General features: G+C 71.8%; 14 protein-coding genes and 1 pseudogene. 9 read left to right on the top strand and 6 right to left on the bottom strand.

The features are described from left to right. Window positions 1–178 precede the first annotated feature (178 nt). On the top strand, window positions 179–1,231 hold the full coding sequence (locus tag RM590_RS24590; protein ID WP_311706880.1) for a non-reducing end alpha-L-arabinofuranosidase family hydrolase: 1,053 nt from the start codon (window positions 179–181) through the stop codon (window positions 1,229–1,231). Between the two features lie 325 nt (window positions 1,232–1,556). Here RM590_RS24590 and RM590_RS24585 read toward each other — a convergent pair whose 3' ends face one another. Continuing rightward, entirely contained in the window at window positions 1,557–2,600 is a 1,044-nt protein-coding gene (locus tag RM590_RS24585; RefSeq protein ID WP_311706879.1) for a LacI family DNA-binding transcriptional regulator, read from the bottom strand. A gap of 159 nt (window positions 2,601–2,759) precedes the next feature. Here RM590_RS24585 and RM590_RS24580 point away from each other — a divergent pair, with 159 nt between their 5' ends. From RM590_RS24580 to RM590_RS24545, 8 genes are all read left to right on the top strand, one after another. Further along, the gene (locus RM590_RS24580) at window positions 2,760–4,079 is read left to right on the top strand and encodes an ABC transporter substrate-binding protein (RefSeq protein WP_311706878.1); all 1,320 of its coding nucleotides are present in this window, start codon (window positions 2,760–2,762) and stop codon (window positions 4,077–4,079) included. 72 nt (window positions 4,080–4,151) lie between these two features. Continuing rightward, a complete protein-coding gene (locus tag RM590_RS24575; RefSeq protein ID WP_311706877.1) occupies window positions 4,152–5,105 on the top strand; it encodes a carbohydrate ABC transporter permease in 954 nt (317 codons plus the stop codon). Continuing rightward, complete coding sequence (locus RM590_RS24570) at window positions 5,105–5,983, top strand: carbohydrate ABC transporter permease (RefSeq protein ID WP_311706876.1); 879 nt, start codon at window positions 5,105–5,107, stop codon at window positions 5,981–5,983. Before RM590_RS24575 ends, RM590_RS24570 begins: the two co-directional genes overlap by 1 nt. A 42-nt stretch (window positions 5,984–6,025) precedes the next feature. Next, window positions 6,026–7,561, top strand: a complete 1,536-nt coding sequence (locus RM590_RS24565) for a glycoside hydrolase family 43 protein (protein ID WP_311707000.1) — start codon at window positions 6,026–6,028, stop codon at window positions 7,559–7,561. 132 nt (window positions 7,562–7,693) lie between these two features. Then, on the top strand, window positions 7,694–8,068 hold the full coding sequence (locus RM590_RS24560; RefSeq protein WP_311706875.1) for a DUF2255 family protein: 375 nt from the start codon (window positions 7,694–7,696) through the stop codon (window positions 8,066–8,068). 60 nt (window positions 8,069–8,128) lie between these two features. Then, window positions 8,129–9,343, top strand: a complete 1,215-nt coding sequence (locus RM590_RS24555) for a low temperature requirement protein A (RefSeq protein ID WP_311706874.1) — start codon at window positions 8,129–8,131, stop codon at window positions 9,341–9,343. A 491-nt stretch (window positions 9,344–9,834) separates the two neighbouring features. Next, a complete protein-coding gene (locus tag RM590_RS24550; RefSeq protein WP_394813969.1) occupies window positions 9,835–10,851 on the top strand; it encodes a nitronate monooxygenase in 1,017 nt (338 codons plus the stop codon). A 325-nt stretch (window positions 10,852–11,176) separates the two neighbouring features. Continuing rightward, on the top strand, window positions 11,177–12,475 hold the full coding sequence (locus RM590_RS24545; protein ID WP_311706872.1) for an FAD-dependent oxidoreductase: 1,299 nt from the start codon (window positions 11,177–11,179) through the stop codon (window positions 12,473–12,475). Here the strand turns inward: RM590_RS24545 and RM590_RS24540 are convergent. The 5 genes and pseudogenes from RM590_RS24540 to RM590_RS24520 all read right to left on the bottom strand — a co-directional run. Next, window positions 12,462–13,485: pseudogene (locus RM590_RS24540) on the bottom strand (alpha/beta fold hydrolase). The gene RM590_RS24545 and the pseudogene RM590_RS24540 sit on opposite strands and share 14 nt — an antisense overlap. Before the next feature lie 105 nt (window positions 13,486–13,590). Continuing rightward, window positions 13,591–14,814, bottom strand: a complete 1,224-nt coding sequence (locus tag RM590_RS24535; RefSeq protein WP_311706999.1) for a cytochrome P450 — start codon at window positions 14,812–14,814, stop codon at window positions 13,591–13,593. A 37-nt stretch (window positions 14,815–14,851) separates the two neighbouring features. Then, on the bottom strand, window positions 14,852–15,061 hold the full coding sequence (locus RM590_RS24530) for an MbtH family protein (protein WP_311706871.1): 210 nt from the start codon (window positions 15,059–15,061) through the stop codon (window positions 14,852–14,854). A 5-nt stretch (window positions 15,062–15,066) separates the two neighbouring features. Further along, entirely contained in the window at window positions 15,067–16,419 is a 1,353-nt protein-coding gene (locus tag RM590_RS24525) for an aminotransferase-like domain-containing protein (protein ID WP_311706870.1), read from the bottom strand. Continuing rightward, a partial coding sequence (locus RM590_RS24520) for a non-ribosomal peptide synthetase (protein WP_311706869.1) occupies window positions 16,416–18,592 on the bottom strand: 2,177 nt, incomplete at its 5' end. The genes RM590_RS24525 and RM590_RS24520, both read right to left, overlap by 4 nt.

Raw genomic sequence — 18,592 nt, 5'->3', positions numbered from 1 at the left:
TCGGATTTCGTTGAATTTCGTGCCCGGTGACGTCCGCCGAAAAGCTCTCGGTGGAAGTCACCGCCGATATACGGGCTGCTCGAAGCATTGACACCCCACCCGCCCCAACTTATGTTCCCGTCCGGATCTTTGAACGACGTTCGTGATGCCGAACGCCTATCCGTCAGGGAGTGCCCGAATGCCTGCTCCACGTGCCCGCCTCGCCGCTCTGGTGACGGCGGCCCTCCTTCTCGTCCTGGGCATCGCCCCGGCCGCGCCGGCGGCCACCGCCACCGCGCCGCCGACCACGTTCACCTGGTCGTCCAGCGACGTGCTGATCAGCCCGCAGCCGGACGCCGCGCATGACATCGTGTCCGTCAAGGACCCCACGGTCGTCCGTCACGACGGCAAATGGCACGTCTTCGCCACCACCGCGAACACCGACGGCGAGTGGAGCCTGACCTACACCAGCTTCCGGAACTGGGCCGAGGCCGACACCGCGCCGCAGTACCACCTGGACCAGACGGCGATCGGCGAGGGCTACCGCGCGGCGCCGCAGGTTTTCTACTTCGCCCCGGAAAAGACCTGGTATTTGATCTACCAGACCGGCCTGCCCTCGTACTCGACCACCACCGACATCAGCGATCCCACCAGTTGGTCCGCGCCGCGGAACTTCCAGGAGGAAATGCCGCCCATCGTCGAGGAGAACATCGGCAACGGCTACTGGCTGGACTACTGGGTGATCTGTGACGACACCATGTGCCATCTCTTCTCCTCCGACGACAACGGCCAGCTCTACCGGGCCGAGACGAGCGTCGAGGAGTTCCCCCATGGCTTCGACAACACGGTGATCGCCATGGAGGACACCAAGGAGAACCTGTTCGAGGCGGCCAACGTCTACCGGCTGGGGGACGCCGACAGGTACCTCCTGCTGGTCGAGGCGATCGGCGCCGAGGGCCGGCGGTACTTCAGGTCCTGGACCTCCGACTCGATCGCGGAGGGGTGGACCCCCCTCGCCGCGACCGAGAGCGACCCCTTCGCCGGCGCCGCCAACGTCACCTTCCCGCGCGGCAGTTGGACCGAGGACATCAGCCACGGCGAGATGCTCCGGTCCGGGACCGACCAGACGATGGAGATCCACCCCTGCCGCTTCCAGTACCTCTACCAGGGCATGGATCCCTCGGCCGGCGGCGACTACTCCCAGCTCCCCTGGCGCCTCGGCCTCCTCACCCAGCGGCACGCGCGGTGCTGACAGCGCCATGAACGGCCCGCTTGTGGCACCTCCTTCGACAGGGCGCGGTGAGCCGGCATGTGCCGAGTCCCAGGCCCTGTCCGGCCGATCTTGCCGGGCCCACGACGCTCCCCCGCAAGCGGGAGGTACCCCCAGGCACGCACACTCGCTGCTCCCCCAGCTAACGCTGGGAGGTGCCCCCATCCGTACGAGCCGCGATCCGGCGCCTTGCGATCGCACGCACCTTGGGGGTACCTCCCAGGCCCCCGAGGGCCTGGGGGAGCCAAGGGCTGATCCTCCCCCAGACTCCGTCCGGGAGGACCCCCATCGACCGACCGGACAGGACCTACCGGCGCGGTGGAGCGGTGCTCTCCCGGATCACGAGTTCGGTGGCCAGCTCCACCCGCCGCTGGGCCAGCGGCTCGCCGTTGGCCAGGGTGACCGCCATGCCCGCGGCGGCGGCGCCCATCTCCGTGAGCGGCTGACGGACCGTCGTCAGCGGCGGGGCGAGCCACTGCGCCGGGTACAGGTCGTCGAAGCCGACGACGCTCAGGTCCTGCGGAACGCGCAGGCCGGCCTCGGCGGCGGCCCGGTACACGCCCAGGGCCTGCCCGTCGTTGCAGGCGAAGACGGCGGTCGGCGGGTCGGGGAGCCGCAGCAGTTCCCGGGTGTGCGTCACGCCGTCGGCGACCTTGAAGTCGCCGGTGCGGATCAGTTCCGGGTCACCGACGGCGCCGCCGAGGTCCATCGCGGCCCGGTAGCCGTCCAGGCGCGCCCGGCTGGAATGGGCGTGTTCCGGGCCGGTGATGACGGCGATCCGCCGGTGCCCGAGCTCGAGCAGGTGCCGGGTGGCCGTCAGCCCGCCGTTCCAGTTGCTCGTGCCCACCGACGGGCACGTGTGGCCGGGGTCGCCGGTGGGGTCGACCAGCACAAACGGGATGCCGCGCGTGCGGAGTTGGTCGCTCTGCTCGTCGGTGGGGCCGGAGAACACCGCGATGACGCCGGTGGGGCGGCGGGCCAGCACGCTCTCGACCCAGCCGCGGCCCGGCGTGTGGCGGCCCTGGAGCTCGGAGAGGACCACGGCCAGTTGGTGCTCGCGCGCCACCCGGTCCACGCCCTTGAAGATCTCGACCGGGTAGGAGCCCTCGACCGCGTGGAAGACGAGATCCAGCAGGGGCGCCGGGCCGGGGGTCTTCTTCTGTCTCCGGTAGCCGTGCCGGCGGATGACGCCCTCGACATGGGCCCGGGTGTCGGCGGCCACGTCCGCGCGCCCGTTGACGACCTTGGAGACCGTCGCGATCGAGACGCCCGCGCGTTCGGCGATCTGCGCGATGGTCAGTGGCCGGTCCGAAGGGCCCTGGCCGCGTGCTGTCCTGTGGCCGGAAGTCATGAGCGGAAGTCTATTCTCACGCCCGCGCTCCGATCGTTTCGAACGTATCTGAGCCCAGGTTGTCATAGGCCTTGACGGCGTCTATGACGCTTCTTACAGTTCCTCCGCCAGTAAACGATCGCTTCTTAGTCCAAAAGTTTCGATGACAGGGGTGTCCCCGTGCTCACCAACGTGTCGCATCGGCGTCCGCACCGCCCCGGGCACGCCGCGGCCCGGTTCCGGGGCGCGCTGTCGATCGCGCTCGCCGCGGTCCTCGGCCTGGCGGCCGCCGGCTGTTCCAACGTCTCCGAGCCCGGCAGCGGCGACGGCAGGTCGTTCGAGTTCTGGTCGTTCTCCGGCATCAACCAGAAGGCCGCCGTCGAGGACTACGAGGCGGCGCACCCGGACATCGACGTGAAGCTGACCGAGGTCGGCAGCTCGGTGGAGACGGCGCAGTCGCTCGTGACCGCGCTGGCCGGCGGCAAGGTGCCGGACCTCGTCCTGATCCAGGGCGACGACCTGCCCCGCTTCGTGGACCAGCCGCAGAACTTCCACGATCTGCGGGACTTCGGCGCCGACACGATCCAGGACGACTACCTGGACTGGGTGATCGCCCAGAGCACCGGGGACGACGGCACGATCATCGGCGTCCCCACGGATGTCGGCGGCATGGCCGTCGCCTACCGGACGGACCTGTTCGCCGAGGCCGGCCTGCCGACCGACCGCGACGAGGTCGGCGCGCTGTGGCCCACCTGGGACGACTTCATCGAAGTCGGGCAGCGGTACACGGAGGCGACGGGCAAGGCGTTCGTCGACAACGCGGCCACCGGCATCTTCTACCAGGCGGTCAACCAGGGCTCCCTGAAGTACTACGACGACGAGGGCGAGCCGGTCTACCGCGAGAGCCCGGACGTCAAAACGGCGTTCGACTACGCGCTGGACGCCATCGACGCGGGCATCACGGCCGGGCAGAGCTCCTTCTCCGAGGGCTGGAGCGCCGGGATGGGCCAGGGCGACTACGCCGTCGTGGCCGCACCCTCCTGGATGCTCAACTCCATCCGCTCCAACGCGCCCGGCACGGAAGGCAAGTGGGACCTCGCCACGATCCCCGGCGGCGCGGGCAACTGGGGCGGCAGCTATCTGGCGATCCCGAAGAACGCCGAGAACCCCGAGGCCGCGTGGAACTACATCAGGGAAACGCAGTCACCCCAGGGCCAGCTCGACCACTTCACCGACTCGGGCTCCCTCCCCACCACGCCGTCGGTGTACGACGACGAGCGCCTCCAGGGACTCAGGGACCCGTTCTTCAGCGACGCGCCGACCGGACGCATCTACACCGACTCGCTGATCGGACTCGAACCCTTCCCGGTCGGCCGGGACAGCTCAACGATCGGCCAGGAATTCCTGAACGCCATCACCGATGTCGAACAGGGCGGCGGCGATCCGACCGACGCCTGGGAACGGGCCCTGGAAAACATCCGCATCGCCATCGGGAAGTGACACGCCCCCGGACGAGACCACGCGTGTGCCCGGCCGCCGGCCGGGCACAGGCCGGTGAGAAAGCGACGACCCTTGACGACACATCCCAGCCCGGTTTCGGGCACCCTCCGCACGGGCTCGGTCCCGACCCGGATACGCCGGGGACTCGGTGAGCGATTCGCCCCCTACGTCTACATCGCGCCGTTCTACCTCATTTTTGCGGTCTTCGGCCTCTTCCCTCTTCTTTTCACTTTCTATGTAGCCCTGTTCGACTGGAATCCGATCGGCGAGCACACATACATCGGCCTCGACAACTTCACGCGTCTTCTGGACGACCCACGGTTCTGGAAGGCCACCCGGAACACGATCAGCATCTGGCTGCTCTCGACCGTTCCGCAGTTGATCGCGGCGCTCTTCCTGGCCCATCTGCTCAATCACGCGCGCCTGCGCTTCGCGGTCTTCTTCCGCATGACGATGCTCGTCCCCTACATCACCTCGGTGGCCGCGACGGCGATCGTGTTCGCCCAGATGTTTGACCGGGACTACGGCCTGCTCAACTGGCTGCTGGGACTGGTGGGAATCGGCCCGATCAACTTCGTGCAGTCCGGCTGGGGCAGCCACGTCATGATCGCGGTGATGGTGGCCTGGCGCTGGTTCGGCTACACGACCCTGCTGTACCTGGCCTCCCTCCAGGCGGTGCCGCGCGAGACCTACGAGGCGGCCTCGGTCGACGGCGCCGGCGGCTGGAAGCAGTTCACGCACATCACGGTCCCCTCGCTGCGGCCCGTCATCGTGTTCACCATCGTGACCTCCACGATCGGCGGACTCCAGATCTTCACCGAACCGCTGCTCATCTCACGGGCCGCGCCGCTGACCTGCGGGCCCACACGGGAGTGCCAGACGCTCACGCTCTTCCTCTACGAACAGGGCTTCGGCGCCTTCCAGTTCGGGTACGCGGCGGCGATCGGCGTGGCGCTGTTCGTCATGGTCGTCGTCATCGCGTTGATCAACTACCTCCTGTCCACCCGTATCCGCCCGGAGCGATGATGAGCGAAGCGACCGGGGCGACGCCGCCCCGCACCCGGACACCACGACCGCGGCGTTCCGTGGGCCGGGTTCCCTGGTGGGCCTACGCCCTGCTCGTACTGGCGGCGGTTGTCTGCCTGTTCCCCCTGTACTGGATGTTCGTCGTCGCCACGACGGACTCCGCCACCGCCACCGAGATGCCGCCGGAGATCGTGCCCGGCGACAACTTCTTCCACCTCGCCGACCTCGTCTTCACCACCGTCCCGTTCCTCCAGTCCATCGCGAACAGCGTGCTCGTGGCGGGCGCCATCGGCGTCGGGCACGCGGTGCTGTGCTCGCTGGCCGGATTCGCCTTCGCCAAGCTGGAGTTCCGCGGCCGCAACGCCCTGTTCGTGATCGTGGTGCTCACGATGACGGTGCCGACGCAACTCGCCATCATCCCGCAGTACTTGATCATCTCGGAGCTGGGCTGGGTCGACACCCTGCAGGCCCTGATCGTGCCCGGCCTGGCGAGCGCGTTCGGCATCTTCTGGATGCGGCAGCACCTGCTCACCACGCTCAGCGACGAGCTGATGCAGGCGGCCTGGATCGACGGCGCGAACAGTTGGCAGATCTTCTGGCGCATCGCGTTCCCGATCGTCCGCCCGGCCGCCTTCGTGCTGGGGCTCTTCGGCTATGTCACGGCGTGGAACGACTTCCTGTGGCCGTTCATCGTCCTGAAGTCCCCGGACACCTACACCGTTCAGATCGCGATCAAGGCGTTGCAGAACAACTTCGCCATCGACCTGGGTCTCGCGATGGCCGGCTCCTTCCTCGCCACCCTCCCGCTGCTCGTGCTGTTCATCTTTGTCGGGCGCCGCATGGTGGCTGGGATCCTGGACGGAGCCTTCAAGGGATGAGGCACAGCAAGGGATGGGACACAGTAAGGGATGAACGTGCGGATGTATGACAACCCGGTGATCGCCGGGTTCCACCCCGATCCGAGCGTGTGCCGCGTGGAGGAGGACTACTACCTCGTCTGCTCCAGCTTCGAGTACTTCCCCGGCGTACCGCTCTTCCACAGCCGGGACCTGGTGCACTGGCGGCAGGTGGGCAACGTCCTGGACCGGCCGGCGCAGTTGCCGCTGCCGCCCGAACTGCCGGCCTCCGGCGGCATCTTCGCGCCCACCCTCCGCCACCACGACGGCCGCTTCTGGCTGATCACCACCAACGTGGCCGGCGGCGGGAACTTCGTTGTCACCGCCGAGCGGCCCGAGGGCCCGTGGTCCGACCCGGTCTGGCTCGACCTGCCCGGCATCGACCCCGATCTGGCCTGGGCGGAGGACGGATCGTGCTGGTGCGCGTTCTCCTCCGCCTCGGGCATCCAGACGGCCCGCGTCGACCCGCTGACCGGGGCGGTGCTGGAGGGCCCCTGGCCTCTGTGGTCCGGGACGGGGCTCCAGTACCCGGAGGCGCCCCACCTGCACCGCGTCGGCGAGTGGTGGTACCTGGTGCTGGCCGAGGGCGGCACCGAGCGCGGTCACAGCGTCTCGGTCGCCCGCGGCCGGTCGCCGCGCGGCTCGTTCGAACCCGCGCCCGGCAACCCGATCCTGTCGCACCGCAGCACCGACCGGCCGATCCAGAGCACCGGCCACGCGGACCTCGTGTCGGCACCCGACGGCACCTGGTGGATGACGCTGCTGGGCACCCGGCCCACCGGCCGGACCCCGCAGTTCCACGTCCTGGGCCGGGAGACGTTCCTGGCCCCGGTCGAGTGGGAGGACGGATGGCCGGTCGTCGGGCCGGTCCAGCAACGCCATCCGGCCCCGGCCGCCTGGCACCCGTTCCCGCCGCTGCCCGCCCGGGACGACTTCGACGCGCCCCGGCTCGCGCCGCACTGGATCTCGCCGCGCACCCGGCCCGACGGTTCCTGGTCGCTGGGCGAACGCCCCGGCTGGCTGACGCTGACCGCCACGGGACCCACGCTCGACCGTCCCGGCCACACCTTCGTCGGCCGGCGCCAGCAGCACCACGACTGCCGGATCAGCGCCCTGCTGGACCCCGCGTCCGGCCGGGCCGGGCTCTCGGTCCGGCTGGACGAGGCCCACCACTACGACCTGGAGGTGGACGACGGCCACGCCCGGGTGATCGCCCGCGTCGGCCCGCTGCGCCAGTGCGTGGCCGAGCACCCGGTGCCGCCCGGGCCGCTCACCCTCGTCATCGACATCCGCACGACCGACATGCTGCCCCCGTCCGTCACCACCGCCGACGGGGCCGCCGGCGAACCGCTCGGGGTCCTGGCCGGCGGGCCGGACACCCTCGCCTTCTCCGTTCACGCCCCCGAACCGGTGCCGCTGGCCGAACTCGACGGCCGCTACCTGTCCACCGAGGTCGCCACCGGCTTCACGGGACGGGTCATCGGCATGTACGCCACCCGGGGCAGCGCGCACTTCGACTGGTTCGACTACCGGCCCACGACCCCGTCCGCCGTCCCGTAGGCCGTTCCGGTCCCTCGCCGCGGCGGCGTCACGGTGATCGGCGCCGCCGCCCCGGCGCCGCTGTACCGTACCGGCCAGACCGCCCCGCTCCCGGTCCGGCGCCGGAGACGGCCTGACGAAGGAGACGCGCCGATGGCGACGTGGACGAACGACGAGCTCACCCGGATCGGAACGGCGGACGAGCTGCGGATCGCCGCGCTCCGGAGCGACGGCACGCTGCGCGATCCGGTCACCATCTGGGTCGTGCGCCTGGGCGACGACCTGTACGTCCGAGCCGTGAACGGGCGCAACGGTGCCTGGTTCCGCGCCACCCGGGTGCGCCACGAGGGCCACATCCAGGCGGGCGGCGTCGACAAGGACGTCTCCTTCGAGGACGCCGACGAGAGCCTGGGCGACCGGATCGACGAGGCATACCGCGGCAAGTACCGCCGTTACGCGGCGAACATCGTCGGCACCATCGTCAGCCCCCAGGCCCGCGCCGCGACGACCAGGCTCGTGCCGCGCTGAACCGCCGCCGGGCGGCGGCCGGCCGCGCCGGATGCCCGACCCAGGAGGTGACCACCGGCGATGACCGAGCCGAGCGGGCCCCTGCGGCGGGTGCCCGTCCGCCTGACCGGCGAGGCGGACCGGGCCACGACCTTCGAGCTGTTCTTCGACCTGGTCTACGTCTTCGCGGCCACGCGGGTCACCGGCTACATGGCGAACGCGCACAGCGCCCATGGCGTGCTCCAGGGGCTGGTCATCCTGGCCCTGCTGTGGTGGACCTGGGCCGGGTACGCCTGGCTCGGCAACCACGCGCGGGCCGACTCCGGCGTCCTGCGAGCCGGGATGACCGTCGCGATGGCCGCGCTCTTCGTGGTCTCCCTCACCATCCCCGAGGCGTGGAACGACATGGCGGGCGGGCTGTACGGGCCCCTCGTGCTGATGTGCGCGTACCTGATCGTGCGCTGTGTGCACCTGACCGTCTACGCCGTGGCCGCGGTGGGCGACCCGGGGCTGCGGCGCCAGGTCGCCATCTCCGCGCTCCCCCTGCTGGCGGGCGCGCCCCTGCTCCTCACCGGCGTGCTGCTGGGCGGCCGGCGGCAGACACTGCTGGCCGCCTGCGCCCTGCTGGTGGACTGGGGAGGCACCTACCTCACCTCCCGGGAGGGCCACTGGCGCCTGCGCAGCGCGGCGCACTGGACCGAACGCCACGGCCTGTTCGTCATTCTGACGCTCGGCGAGTCCGTCGCCGCGATCGGAGTGGGAGCCGCGCGGCATCCCATCAGCACGCCGCTGCTGGCCGGGGCCGTCCTGGGCATCGCCATCGCCGTCTGCCTGTGGTGGCTCTACTTCGACGTCGTGTCCCTCGCGGCGGAACGGCGGCTGCGCGAGGCGCGCGGGAAGGAGAGGGTCGCGATGGCCATCGACGCGTACACCTACGGCCACTTCCCCATCGTCACGGGCATCATGCTCACCGCGCTGGGCGTCGAGGGGGTCCTGTCGCACGCCGAGGAGAGCACGGCGCTGGGCACGTTCTACGCGTCCGCGCTCTTCGGCGGGCCGACGCTCTACCTGGCCGGGCACGTGCTGTTCAAACGCCGCATGCTCGCCATCGTGAGCGGGCGCCGGCTCGTCGCCATGGCCGTTCTCCTGGCGGCGCTGCCGCTGGCGACCGCCCTACCGCCGCTGGCCGGCCTGGCGGGCGTGGCGCTCATCCTCACGGCGCTGATCACCGCGGAGACGACGCACTACGCGCCGGTCCGCCGCCGGTTGCGCGGCGCGGCGCCCGAGGCCGGGTAGGGCCTGTCGTTTGGATCTCCGTGGATCAGGCTGCGTCGTCTGGCGCCCGTCTGGCAAGGCGCCGGATCGCAGCTCGTACGGATGGGGGCACCTCCCAGCCGCCAGGCTGGGGGACGTACTCGCGCGATTCGGCAACGCAGCCAGGGGGGATGCCAGGGGGCGCGGCCCCGCGGAGATCCAAACGACAGGCCCTCGGCCGGACGGCCACGGGTGCCGGCGCGGCTAGGGCCTGTATCGAGTTCCCGGTCGGATCAGCCCGCGGCGTCAGACGCGGTGCCCCCCCAGGCCCTTGGGGGCCTGGGAGGTACCCCCAGCAAGGCACCGGATCGCAGCTCATACCCGGCCGTATTCGCGCGATTCGGCTGGGGGCACCTCCCAGACGGAGTCTGGGGGAGCGGCGAGGTGCCGTGACTGGCGTCGCGGGCCCGGGCGGGAACTCGATACAGGCCCTAGGGTGGGGAGCCGAGAGACGGGAACGGCCGGAGGTGTCGGTGTTCGACGTGCGGGAGTTGCGTCTTCCGGTGGTGCAGGCGCCGATGGCGGGTGGGCCTTCGACGCCGGAGCTGGTGGCGGCGGTGGCCGGGGCGGGCGGTCTCGGGTTCCTCGCCGCGGGGTACCGGACGGCGGACGAGGTCGCGGACCTGATCGGGCGGGTGCGGGCGCGTACCACCGAGGCGTTCGGCGTCAACGTGTTCGTGCCGCGGCCGGTCCCGGATCCGGCGGGGGCCGCCCGCTACCGGGCGGAACTGGCGGCCGAGGCGGAACGTTACGGCGTGCCGCTGCCGGAGCCGGACCCGGCCGACACCGACGACTGGGACGCGAAGGTGCGGCTGCTCACCGACGACCCGGTGCCCGTGGTGTCGTTCACGTTCGGACCGCCGCCCGCCCCGGTGGTGGCCGCGCTGCGGGCGGCCGGGACCTGTGTGGTCGTGACCGTCACCACCGCGGCGGAGGCGCGCGAGGCGGCGGCGCTGGGCGTGGCCGCGCTGTGCGTCCAGGGCCCGGAGGCCGGTGGGCACCGGGGTACGTTCGCCCCGGCCGCCGACCCCGGCCCGGCGCCGCTGCCCGCGCTGCTCGCGGCGGTCGGCGCGGCCACCGGCCTGCCGCTGATCGCGGCCGGGGGCATCACCACGGGCACCGGAGCGGCGGCGGCGCTGCGGGCGGGCGCGGTCGCGGTGCAGTCCGGCACCGGCTATCTGCTCAGCCCGGAGGCGGGCACCGCCCCGGCGTACCGGGCCGCGCTGACCGACCCGGCGTTCGGGAGCACGGCCGTCACCCGGGCGTTCACCGGCCGGCCGGCCCGGGGCCTGCGGAACCGTTTCATCGACGAGCACGACGCCTCGGCCCCGGCCGCCTACCCGCTGCTTCACCATCTGACCCGGCCGCTGCGCGCGGCGGCCGCGGCGGCCGGCGATCCGCACGGCATGAGCCTGTGGGCCGGCACCGGCCACCGCGACGCCAGGCCGGAGCCGGCGGCCGAGGTGACGCGGCGCCTCGCCGGCGGTTAGGGGCTGGCCAGGCGATCATGTCGGGACTCCCCGGCATTTCCGCTCGACTGGAGAAGACAACCCGATCGGATTAACGTGGAGCGGAAGCCCTTCGTTTCTCCTCATTTTTCCGAAAAGGATAGCGGCAATGGCACGGCATTTCTTTTTCGGGGTGCGTCGACGGAGCAGAAACCGGCGGGCCGGGCGAATACGTTCCGCCTCGTCTCCCGCCCGCCTTTTCGGAATGCGCAGGCGCGGCGCGGAAAAACGTTCCCGGGCGGCCGGGTCACCGACGGCCGCGGCCGGCTCCGCGGGTCCCGTCGACTGGGACGGATTGCGACGGCGCATGCGGGGGGATCTGCTGCGGCCGGGCGACGGCGGATTCGACATGGCCAGGGAACTGTTCAATCCGCTGACCGACGACCGGGTGCCCGCCGCCGTGGCCCGGTGCGCCTCGGTGTCCGACGTGCGCGAGGCGGTGCTGGCGGCGGGCGGCCGGGTGCCGGTGGCCGCGCGCGGCGGCGGGCACTCCTACGTCGGCTACTCGGCGCCGCCCCAGGGCCTCGCCGTCGACCTGCGGCTGATGTCCGGCGTGGAGGTGCTGGCGGACGGCAGCGCCGTCATCGGCGCCGGCGCCGTGCTCGGCGACGTCTACCGCGGGCTCGCGCAGGCCAACCGCTGCCTGCCCGGCGGCACTTGCCCCACCGTCGGCATCGCGGGGCTCACCCTCGGCGGCGGAATCGGCGTGCTCCAGCGCAAGTTCGGGCTCACCTGCGACCACTTGACCGCGGTGGAGATCGTCATGGCGGACGGCACCGTGCGGACCGTCTCCGAGACCTCCTCCCCGGACCTGTTCTGGGCGCTGCGCGGCGGCGGGGGCGGCAACTTCGGGATCGTGACGAGCTTCGTCTTCACCACCGACGCGGCACCGGCGCCCACCGTGTTCCGGCTCCGCTTCCCGGCGGGCCGGGTACCGCAGGTGCTGTCCGGCTGGCAGCCGTGGATCTCCTCGGCCCCCCGCGCGCTGTGGGCCAACCTCAACATCTCGGGCAGCGACACCGCGCCCAAGTGCTCGGTCTCCGGCTGCTACGTGGGTCCGGGCAGCGACTGCGCCCCGCTGCTGGACGACCTGGAACGGCGCTGCGGGGTGCGACCGGACTCCCGCAGCATGCAGGAGGGCTCCTACCTGGACGCGATGGGCTTCTTCAGCGGCAACACCGGTCGGCAGTCATTCGTCGCCTCCTCCCGGGTGCTCGGGCGTCCCACCGACGATCCGGCCGCGCTGGTGCGCACGATGGAAGGGCGACGGGGTATCGCGCTCATTCTCGACCCGCTGGGCGGCGCGATCACCGACGTGCCGCCGGGCGGGACCGCGTTCCCGCACCGCACGGCGTTCGCCACGGCGCAGATCTACGCGAGCGCCACGGCCGCCACCGAGGCGGAGGTGACCCGGAAGGTGGGTGAGGTCGTCGCCGGCCTGGGCGCCCTGGGCGTCGGCGGTGGGTACGTCAACTACATCGACCCGGCCCTGCCGGACTGGGCCGCGGCGTACTACGGCGCCGGCCTGGAGCGGCTGCGCTCGGTGGCCCGCGCCTGCGACCCCCATGGGGTGTTCGCTTTTCCCCAGGGGCTCACGAGGGCTTGACCCGGGAGACACCTGACGGGCCGTTCTCCGGGGCGGGCAGGGCGGCGAGCCAGTCCGTCAGGAGCTGGTTGACCTCCGCGGGGCGTTCCTGCTGGATCCAGTGGCCGCAGCCGTCGAGGATGTGCGAGGCGGCCAGGCCCGGCAGGGTGGTCGGGTAGGCCGCGATGGCGTCGGCCAGCCAGGTGGTGGAGGCGTCCAGGGCGCCGCCGATGAACAGCGACGGCTGGGTGATCGGGGCGCCGTCGACGTCGGCCAGGTCCGCCCAGTCCCGGTCCATGTTCCGGTAGCGGTTGAGCGCGCCGGTCAGCCCGGTTCGCTCGAACTCCACGGCGTAGAAGTCGAGTTCGCGCCTCCCGAGCCAGGCGGGCAGCCGGCCGGCGGGGAACCGTTCGCGCAGCGTTCCGCCCCGGCTCACGTAGTGCGGGTCGGGGCGCCGGGGGCGGGCATGGTGTCGGCGGACAGGGCGGCGTAGAGGCCCGCGAGCCAGCCGCGGACATCGGGCTCGATCTCCGCCTCGGCCCGGCCCGGCTCCTGGAAGTAGGAGACGTAGAACTCCTCGTCGCCGCCCAGCCCCGCGAAGACCTCGCTCGGCCGCGGTTCGCCGCGCGGGGCGTAGGGGACGCTCAGCAGTCCGACCGCGCGGAACACATCGGGCCGGAGCAGGGCCGAGTTGGCCGCGATGCCCGAGCCCCAGTCGTGCCCGACGATCACGGCGGAGCGCTCGCCCAGGGCCCGCACCACGGCGACGTTGTCCGCGACCAGGTCGAGCATCCGGTAGGCGTCCACCGCCGGGGCCGGGGGGAACGCCCGTAGCCGCGGACGTCGATGGCGGCCACGCGGTGGCCGGCCGCGGCCAGCGCGGGCAGTTGGTGGCGCCACGAGTACCAGGACTCGGGGAAGCCGTGCACGAGCAGGACGAGCGGTCCGGTGCCCTGCTCCACCAGATGGATCCGCCCGGCGGGTCCGGGGACGAGACGGTGGGTGGCTTCCGCGGTGGACGGCTGCGGCATGGGGGCTCCCGGGTCACTCGGCGTGGGGCGACACCACGATCATGCGGCGGCCGGGGCCCGGGACACGAAGCCTGTTGCCGGTTCGGCAACGTCCCGGGCGACCGGTCACCGACCGTCCCCGGCGGCCAGTCCCGCCTCATCCGGTTCGAACCGGACGGGGAGGTGCGCGATGCCCCGCATGAAGTTCGAGTGGAGCGGACGCGGTTCGGCCGTGGGCGCGAAGCCGGTGCTGAACGTCCGCAGCGCGTCGAGCACCTCCCTCACCTCGACACGGCCGAGGAAGGCACCGAGGCAGAAGTGAGGGCCGTAGCCGAAGGTGAGGTGCTTGTTGGGCGAGCGCGCGAGGTCGAATGTGTGGGGCTCGGCGAACACCGACTCGTCCCGGTTGGCCGAGATGTTCCACACCGTCACGATTTCATCCGCGCGGACGAGTTGGCCAGCTACCTCAACGTCGTCCAGGGCCGTCCGGCCGAAGTTCATCGCCGGGGTGGACCAGCGCAGCACCTCCTCCGTCGCGCTGTCGAGCGACACCCGGCCCTCGCGCAGCAGCCGCCACTGTTCGGGGTGCCGGCTCAGCGTCCACACCGCGTCGACCATGGCCAGCCTGCTGGTCTCGTCGCCTCCGATGATGAGGCTGTAGCAGTTGAAGACGAGGTCCGTGTCGGAAATCCCCTCGCCCCGCAGCTCGGCCCGCGCCAGGGCGCTGATCACGTCGTCAGTCGGCTCCTTGCGTTTCCGTTCGACCAGGTCGCTGAAGTAGCCGAGGATCTCGTTGCGGGCCAGCCAGGCGTCGGCGGGCGACTGGTCGGCCTCGTCGGAACTGAGCGCCGACTTGGTCCAGCTCATCAGGTCGGGGCGGTCCTCGTCGGGCACGCCGAGCAGCGCCGAGATCGTGATGTTGGGGATGACCGAGGCCACCTCCTGGGCGAAGTCGCCCTCGCCACCGCGGACGAAGTCGGCGACGACGGCGCGAGTGTTGGTCCGCACGCTCTTCCGCACGCGATTCAGCGCGCGGGGAGAGAACGCCTTCAGCATCACGTTCCGCAGATCCCGGTGCCGCGGGCCGTCGGTCACGGGGAGCATCTGGCCCGACGCCGAGTCGCCCCCGGCGAGCAGGGTGACCAGCACATTGCCCTTCTCGGAGGTGAGATTCTGGTTGTCCCGGAACACGGCCATGACGTCGGCGTACCGGCTGATCACCCAGAAGCCGGGGTGCTCACCGTTCGGCGGGTGCCAGTAGGCCGGGAAGTCGGCGCGCAGCCGGCGCCAGTAGTCAGTCAGATCATTGTCGACGAACGTCTGGGGATCGGCGAGGTCGATCGCCAGCATCTCGTCGGTCAGCCGTCGGCGGCGTGCGGTCACGCGTTCACCCCCGTTCCATGGCGGTCCGCAGGCTCAGCGGACGCATGTCGGTCCACACCTGCTCGATGTACTCCAGGCACGCGGCCTTCCCGCCGCTCCTCCCCGCGTCCCGCCACCCCTCGGGGACGTCCCGGTCCGCCGGCCAGATCGAGTACTGCTCCTCGTCGTTGACGACCACCCGGTAGGTGATCGCCACCTCCTCATCCTGTGCCATTGCCGCTATCCCTTTCCCTGTGCGTCGGACACCGAGCCGGCCTTCTGCCCGGCTCGGTCAGTCACCAGCGAGAGCAGCCGCTCCAGACCGGCGTCGATCTGTTCGGGGGTCATGACGCTGACGGAGAGCCGCATCTGGTGTGTGCCGCCGCCCTCGCCGGCGCCGTAGAAGTGCGTCATCGGCGTCCAGAGCACGCCGTGGTGCCGTGCCGAGTACTCCAGCGCGTCGTCGTCGGCGGCGAACGGGACCGTCAGCACGACGAAGAACCCGCCCGCCGGGGCGTTCCAGGTGACCTTCAGTGGTCCGGAGCGCGGAAACCGCCGTTCCAGTCCCTCGCGCAGCAGCCGCATGTTCCGGCGGTAGACGGCGTTCTCGGCCCGGGTGGCCGCGACCAGGCTGCAACCGTGTTCGAGGAGTCTGCCCGCCACGATCGCCTGGGTCAGCGGCGAGGTGTTGATGGTGAGCATGCTCTTCAGCTTGGAGATCTCGTCGGCGAGCAGCACCGTCGCCGAGGTGGCGGTCGCCACTCGCTGGTCCGCGACGAGGTATCCGACGCGGGCCCCCGGGAAGCAGGTCTTGGCCAGCGAGCCGAGGTAGATCACGCGGCGCCCCGTGTCCAGCGCCTTGAGCGTGGGCGGGCGCGGCTCGTCGTCGGCCTGGAACAGCCCGTAGGGATTGTCCTCCAGCAGCAGCAGATCGTGCCGTTCGGCGATGGCCAGCAGGGCCTTCCTGGTGCCGAGGTCGAGGCGGAGACCGGACGGGTTGGCGAAGTCGGGGATGAGGTAGCACGCCCGGGGCCGTTTGCTCGCCGCGCGGGCCGCCGCAATCTGCTCGACGAGATGCCCGAGGTCCACCCCGGACGCCGTCTCGCGCACGGGCCACACCTCGCGGTCCAGCAGGCGCGCGGCGCCCGTGAGTCCGACGTAGCGGGGCGCCACCGCCAGCACGATGTCATCCTCGTGCGCGCACAGCGCGCGCAGGACCAGGAACATGGCCTCCTGGCAGCCGACGGTGACCACGATGGACTGCGGGTCGGCGTCGATACCCTCGTCCAGCCGGAGGTTGCGCGCCAGCAGTTCGTGGATGACGCCCTTGGTCCGGCCGTACTGGAGCACCGTGCGCCGGACCTCGCCCGGGTCCACGCCCTTCTCCCGCTCCAGGTAACGCTGGAAGGTGCGCAGGTGGCGCGGTATGGCGTCCAGATCGTAGAACTCCTCGTGGGGACGTCCGGCGGCGAACGACACGGCACCGGGGAACCGCGCGGCGACCTCGTTGAGGAAGTTCATGGTCTCCAGCGCCGGGTCCACGAGCGACGAGTGGAGGTCCTCGATCAACAGGTCGGGCTCGGCGCCGGTCACCGGAGATGCTCCCCGTCGAGTTCCATGGCGAGGACCCGGCCGATCTCCGCGACGGCCGGGGCGCGCAGCAGGTCCTCGTGCTCCCCGGGAACCGGGTGTATCCGCAGAGGTCCGTCGAGGTATGCCTTCCAGGCGGCGGCCGTCGCCCCGTGCTCCGGCTGCCCGGCCGCGGTGAACAGGACGGTGGGCCCGGCATACGGGGCCGGGGTGTGGGCGGCGGCGAGCCCGAGTATGTGCGCCGCGGCGTCGATCAGCCGGTCGGCCCGCTCCGGCGGCAGCCCGAGGGAGGCGCGCACCAGCCCGGTCACGGTGGCTCGGTCGGGGGGCGTCGCCGTGGCGGGGGCGGACGACCGGTCGAGGCTGGCCCGCAGCGCGGTGAGCGTGGCCGACTCGGCGGCGCCGGGCGGCCCGTCCCCGGGCCCGGACCGGCCGAGGAAGGGGTAGGCGTCGATCAGGGCGAGCAGGGTGACGTCCTCGCCGCGTTCGCGCAGCGCGACGGCAATCGCCTGGGCGATGCTGCCGCCCAGGGACCAGCCGACCAGGCGGTACGGTCCGTGCGGCTGGATCGCGGTGATCCGCGCCGTGTACGCGGCGGCCAGGTCGTCGAGCGTGGCGTGCCGTTCGTCCGTCGCCTGGAGGCCGTAGACAGGCGTGCCCGGGCCCAGATGCGGGAGCAGGGCCGTATAGCTCCAGGCCAGGCCCGTGATGGGGTGGACGCAGAACAGCGGCCGGCCCGTTGTGCCGGTACCGAGGCGGATCACCGGCTCCGGTCGGCCGCGGCCGGCGGTGCCCGCCAGGCGGGGCGCGAGGGCGCGCACGGTGGGGGCGGTGAAGACATCCTCCACCGTCAGGGTGCCGCCGAGCACGCTCTCGATGCGGCCGATCAGGGGGAACACCAAGAGCGAATGGCCCCCCCGTTCGAAGAAGTTGTCGTCGATCGTGACGCCGGGGACATCGAGGACGGCGGCGAACAACTGGCACAGGGCCTCTTCCCGCTGGGTGCGCGGCGGGCTGCCGCGTTCGGCCGTGCGGCGGGGCTCGGGCAGCGCCGCGCGGTCGAGCTTCCCGGCGGCCGTCAAGGGCAGCCGCGCCAGGAAGTCCACGGTGGCCGGGACCATGTGGTCCGGGAGTTCCGCCGCGAGATGGGCGCGGATCTCCGCCGCCGGAGGCACCGCCTCCGGGGCGGCCGGCACCGCGTAGGCCACGAGCCGGTGCGTGCCGGAGGGGTCGGGGAGGGCCGTCGCCGCGGCCTGGGCCACCGCCGGGTGCCGGGCGAGAACGGACTCGATCTCGCCGAGCTCCACGCGGAAGCCCCGCACCTGGACCTGGGTGTCAGCTCGGCCCAGGTACTCCAGCTCTCCGTCGGCGGTCCACCGCGCCAGGTCACCGGTGCGGTACATCCGGGTCCCCGGCGGGCCGAACGGGTCGGGCAGGAACCGCTCGGCCGACAGCGCGGGCCGGTGGAGATACCCGCGGGAGAGCCCTGCGCCCGCCACGTACAGCTCGCCCGGCACCCCGGGCGCCACCGGGCGCAGCCCCTCGTCGAGCACGTACAGCCGCAGGTCGGGGATGGCCCGCCCGATCGGTGAACGGCCGGGGTCCGCCGTGTCCTTCGGGTCCAGCGGCCGGAGGGTGACGTGGACGGTGGTCTCGGTGATGCCGTACATGTTGACCATCTGCGGGGCGTCGGCCGCGTGGCGGGCGTACCAGTCGCCGAGTCGGGCGGGGTCCAGCACCTCGCCGCCGAAGATGACGCGGCGCAGCCTGCCGCCGGCCAGCGGCCGGGGGTTCTCCCGGTCTGCCTCGGCGAGTTGGTAGAAGGCGGACGGCGTCTGGTTGAGCACCGTCACTCCCTCGGCGGCGATCAGGTCCAGCAGCAGCCGCGGCGAACGGCGGATCTCGTGGGGAACGACGACCAGCCGGCCGCCGGTCAGCAGCGCCCCCCACAGCTCCCACACGGAGAAATCGAAGGCGTAGGAGTGGAACAGCGTCCAGACGTCGTCGGGCCCGAAGCCGAACCAGGCGTCCGTCGCGCCGAGGAGGCGGGTCACGTTGGTGTGGGTGACGACGACGCCCTTGGGGGTGCCGGTGGTGCCGGAGGTGTAGATGGTGTAGGCGGCGTTGAGGGGGTGTGAGGGGCGGATCCGGTCGTGGTCCTGGGGGTTGGCCGTGG

The organism is Streptomyces litchfieldiae (genome assembly GCF_031845365.1).
Taxonomy (GTDB): Bacteria; Actinomycetota; Actinomycetes; order Streptomycetales; family Streptomycetaceae; genus Streptomyces; species Streptomyces litchfieldiae.
This window is presented reverse-complemented; position numbering and strand designations above follow the sequence as displayed.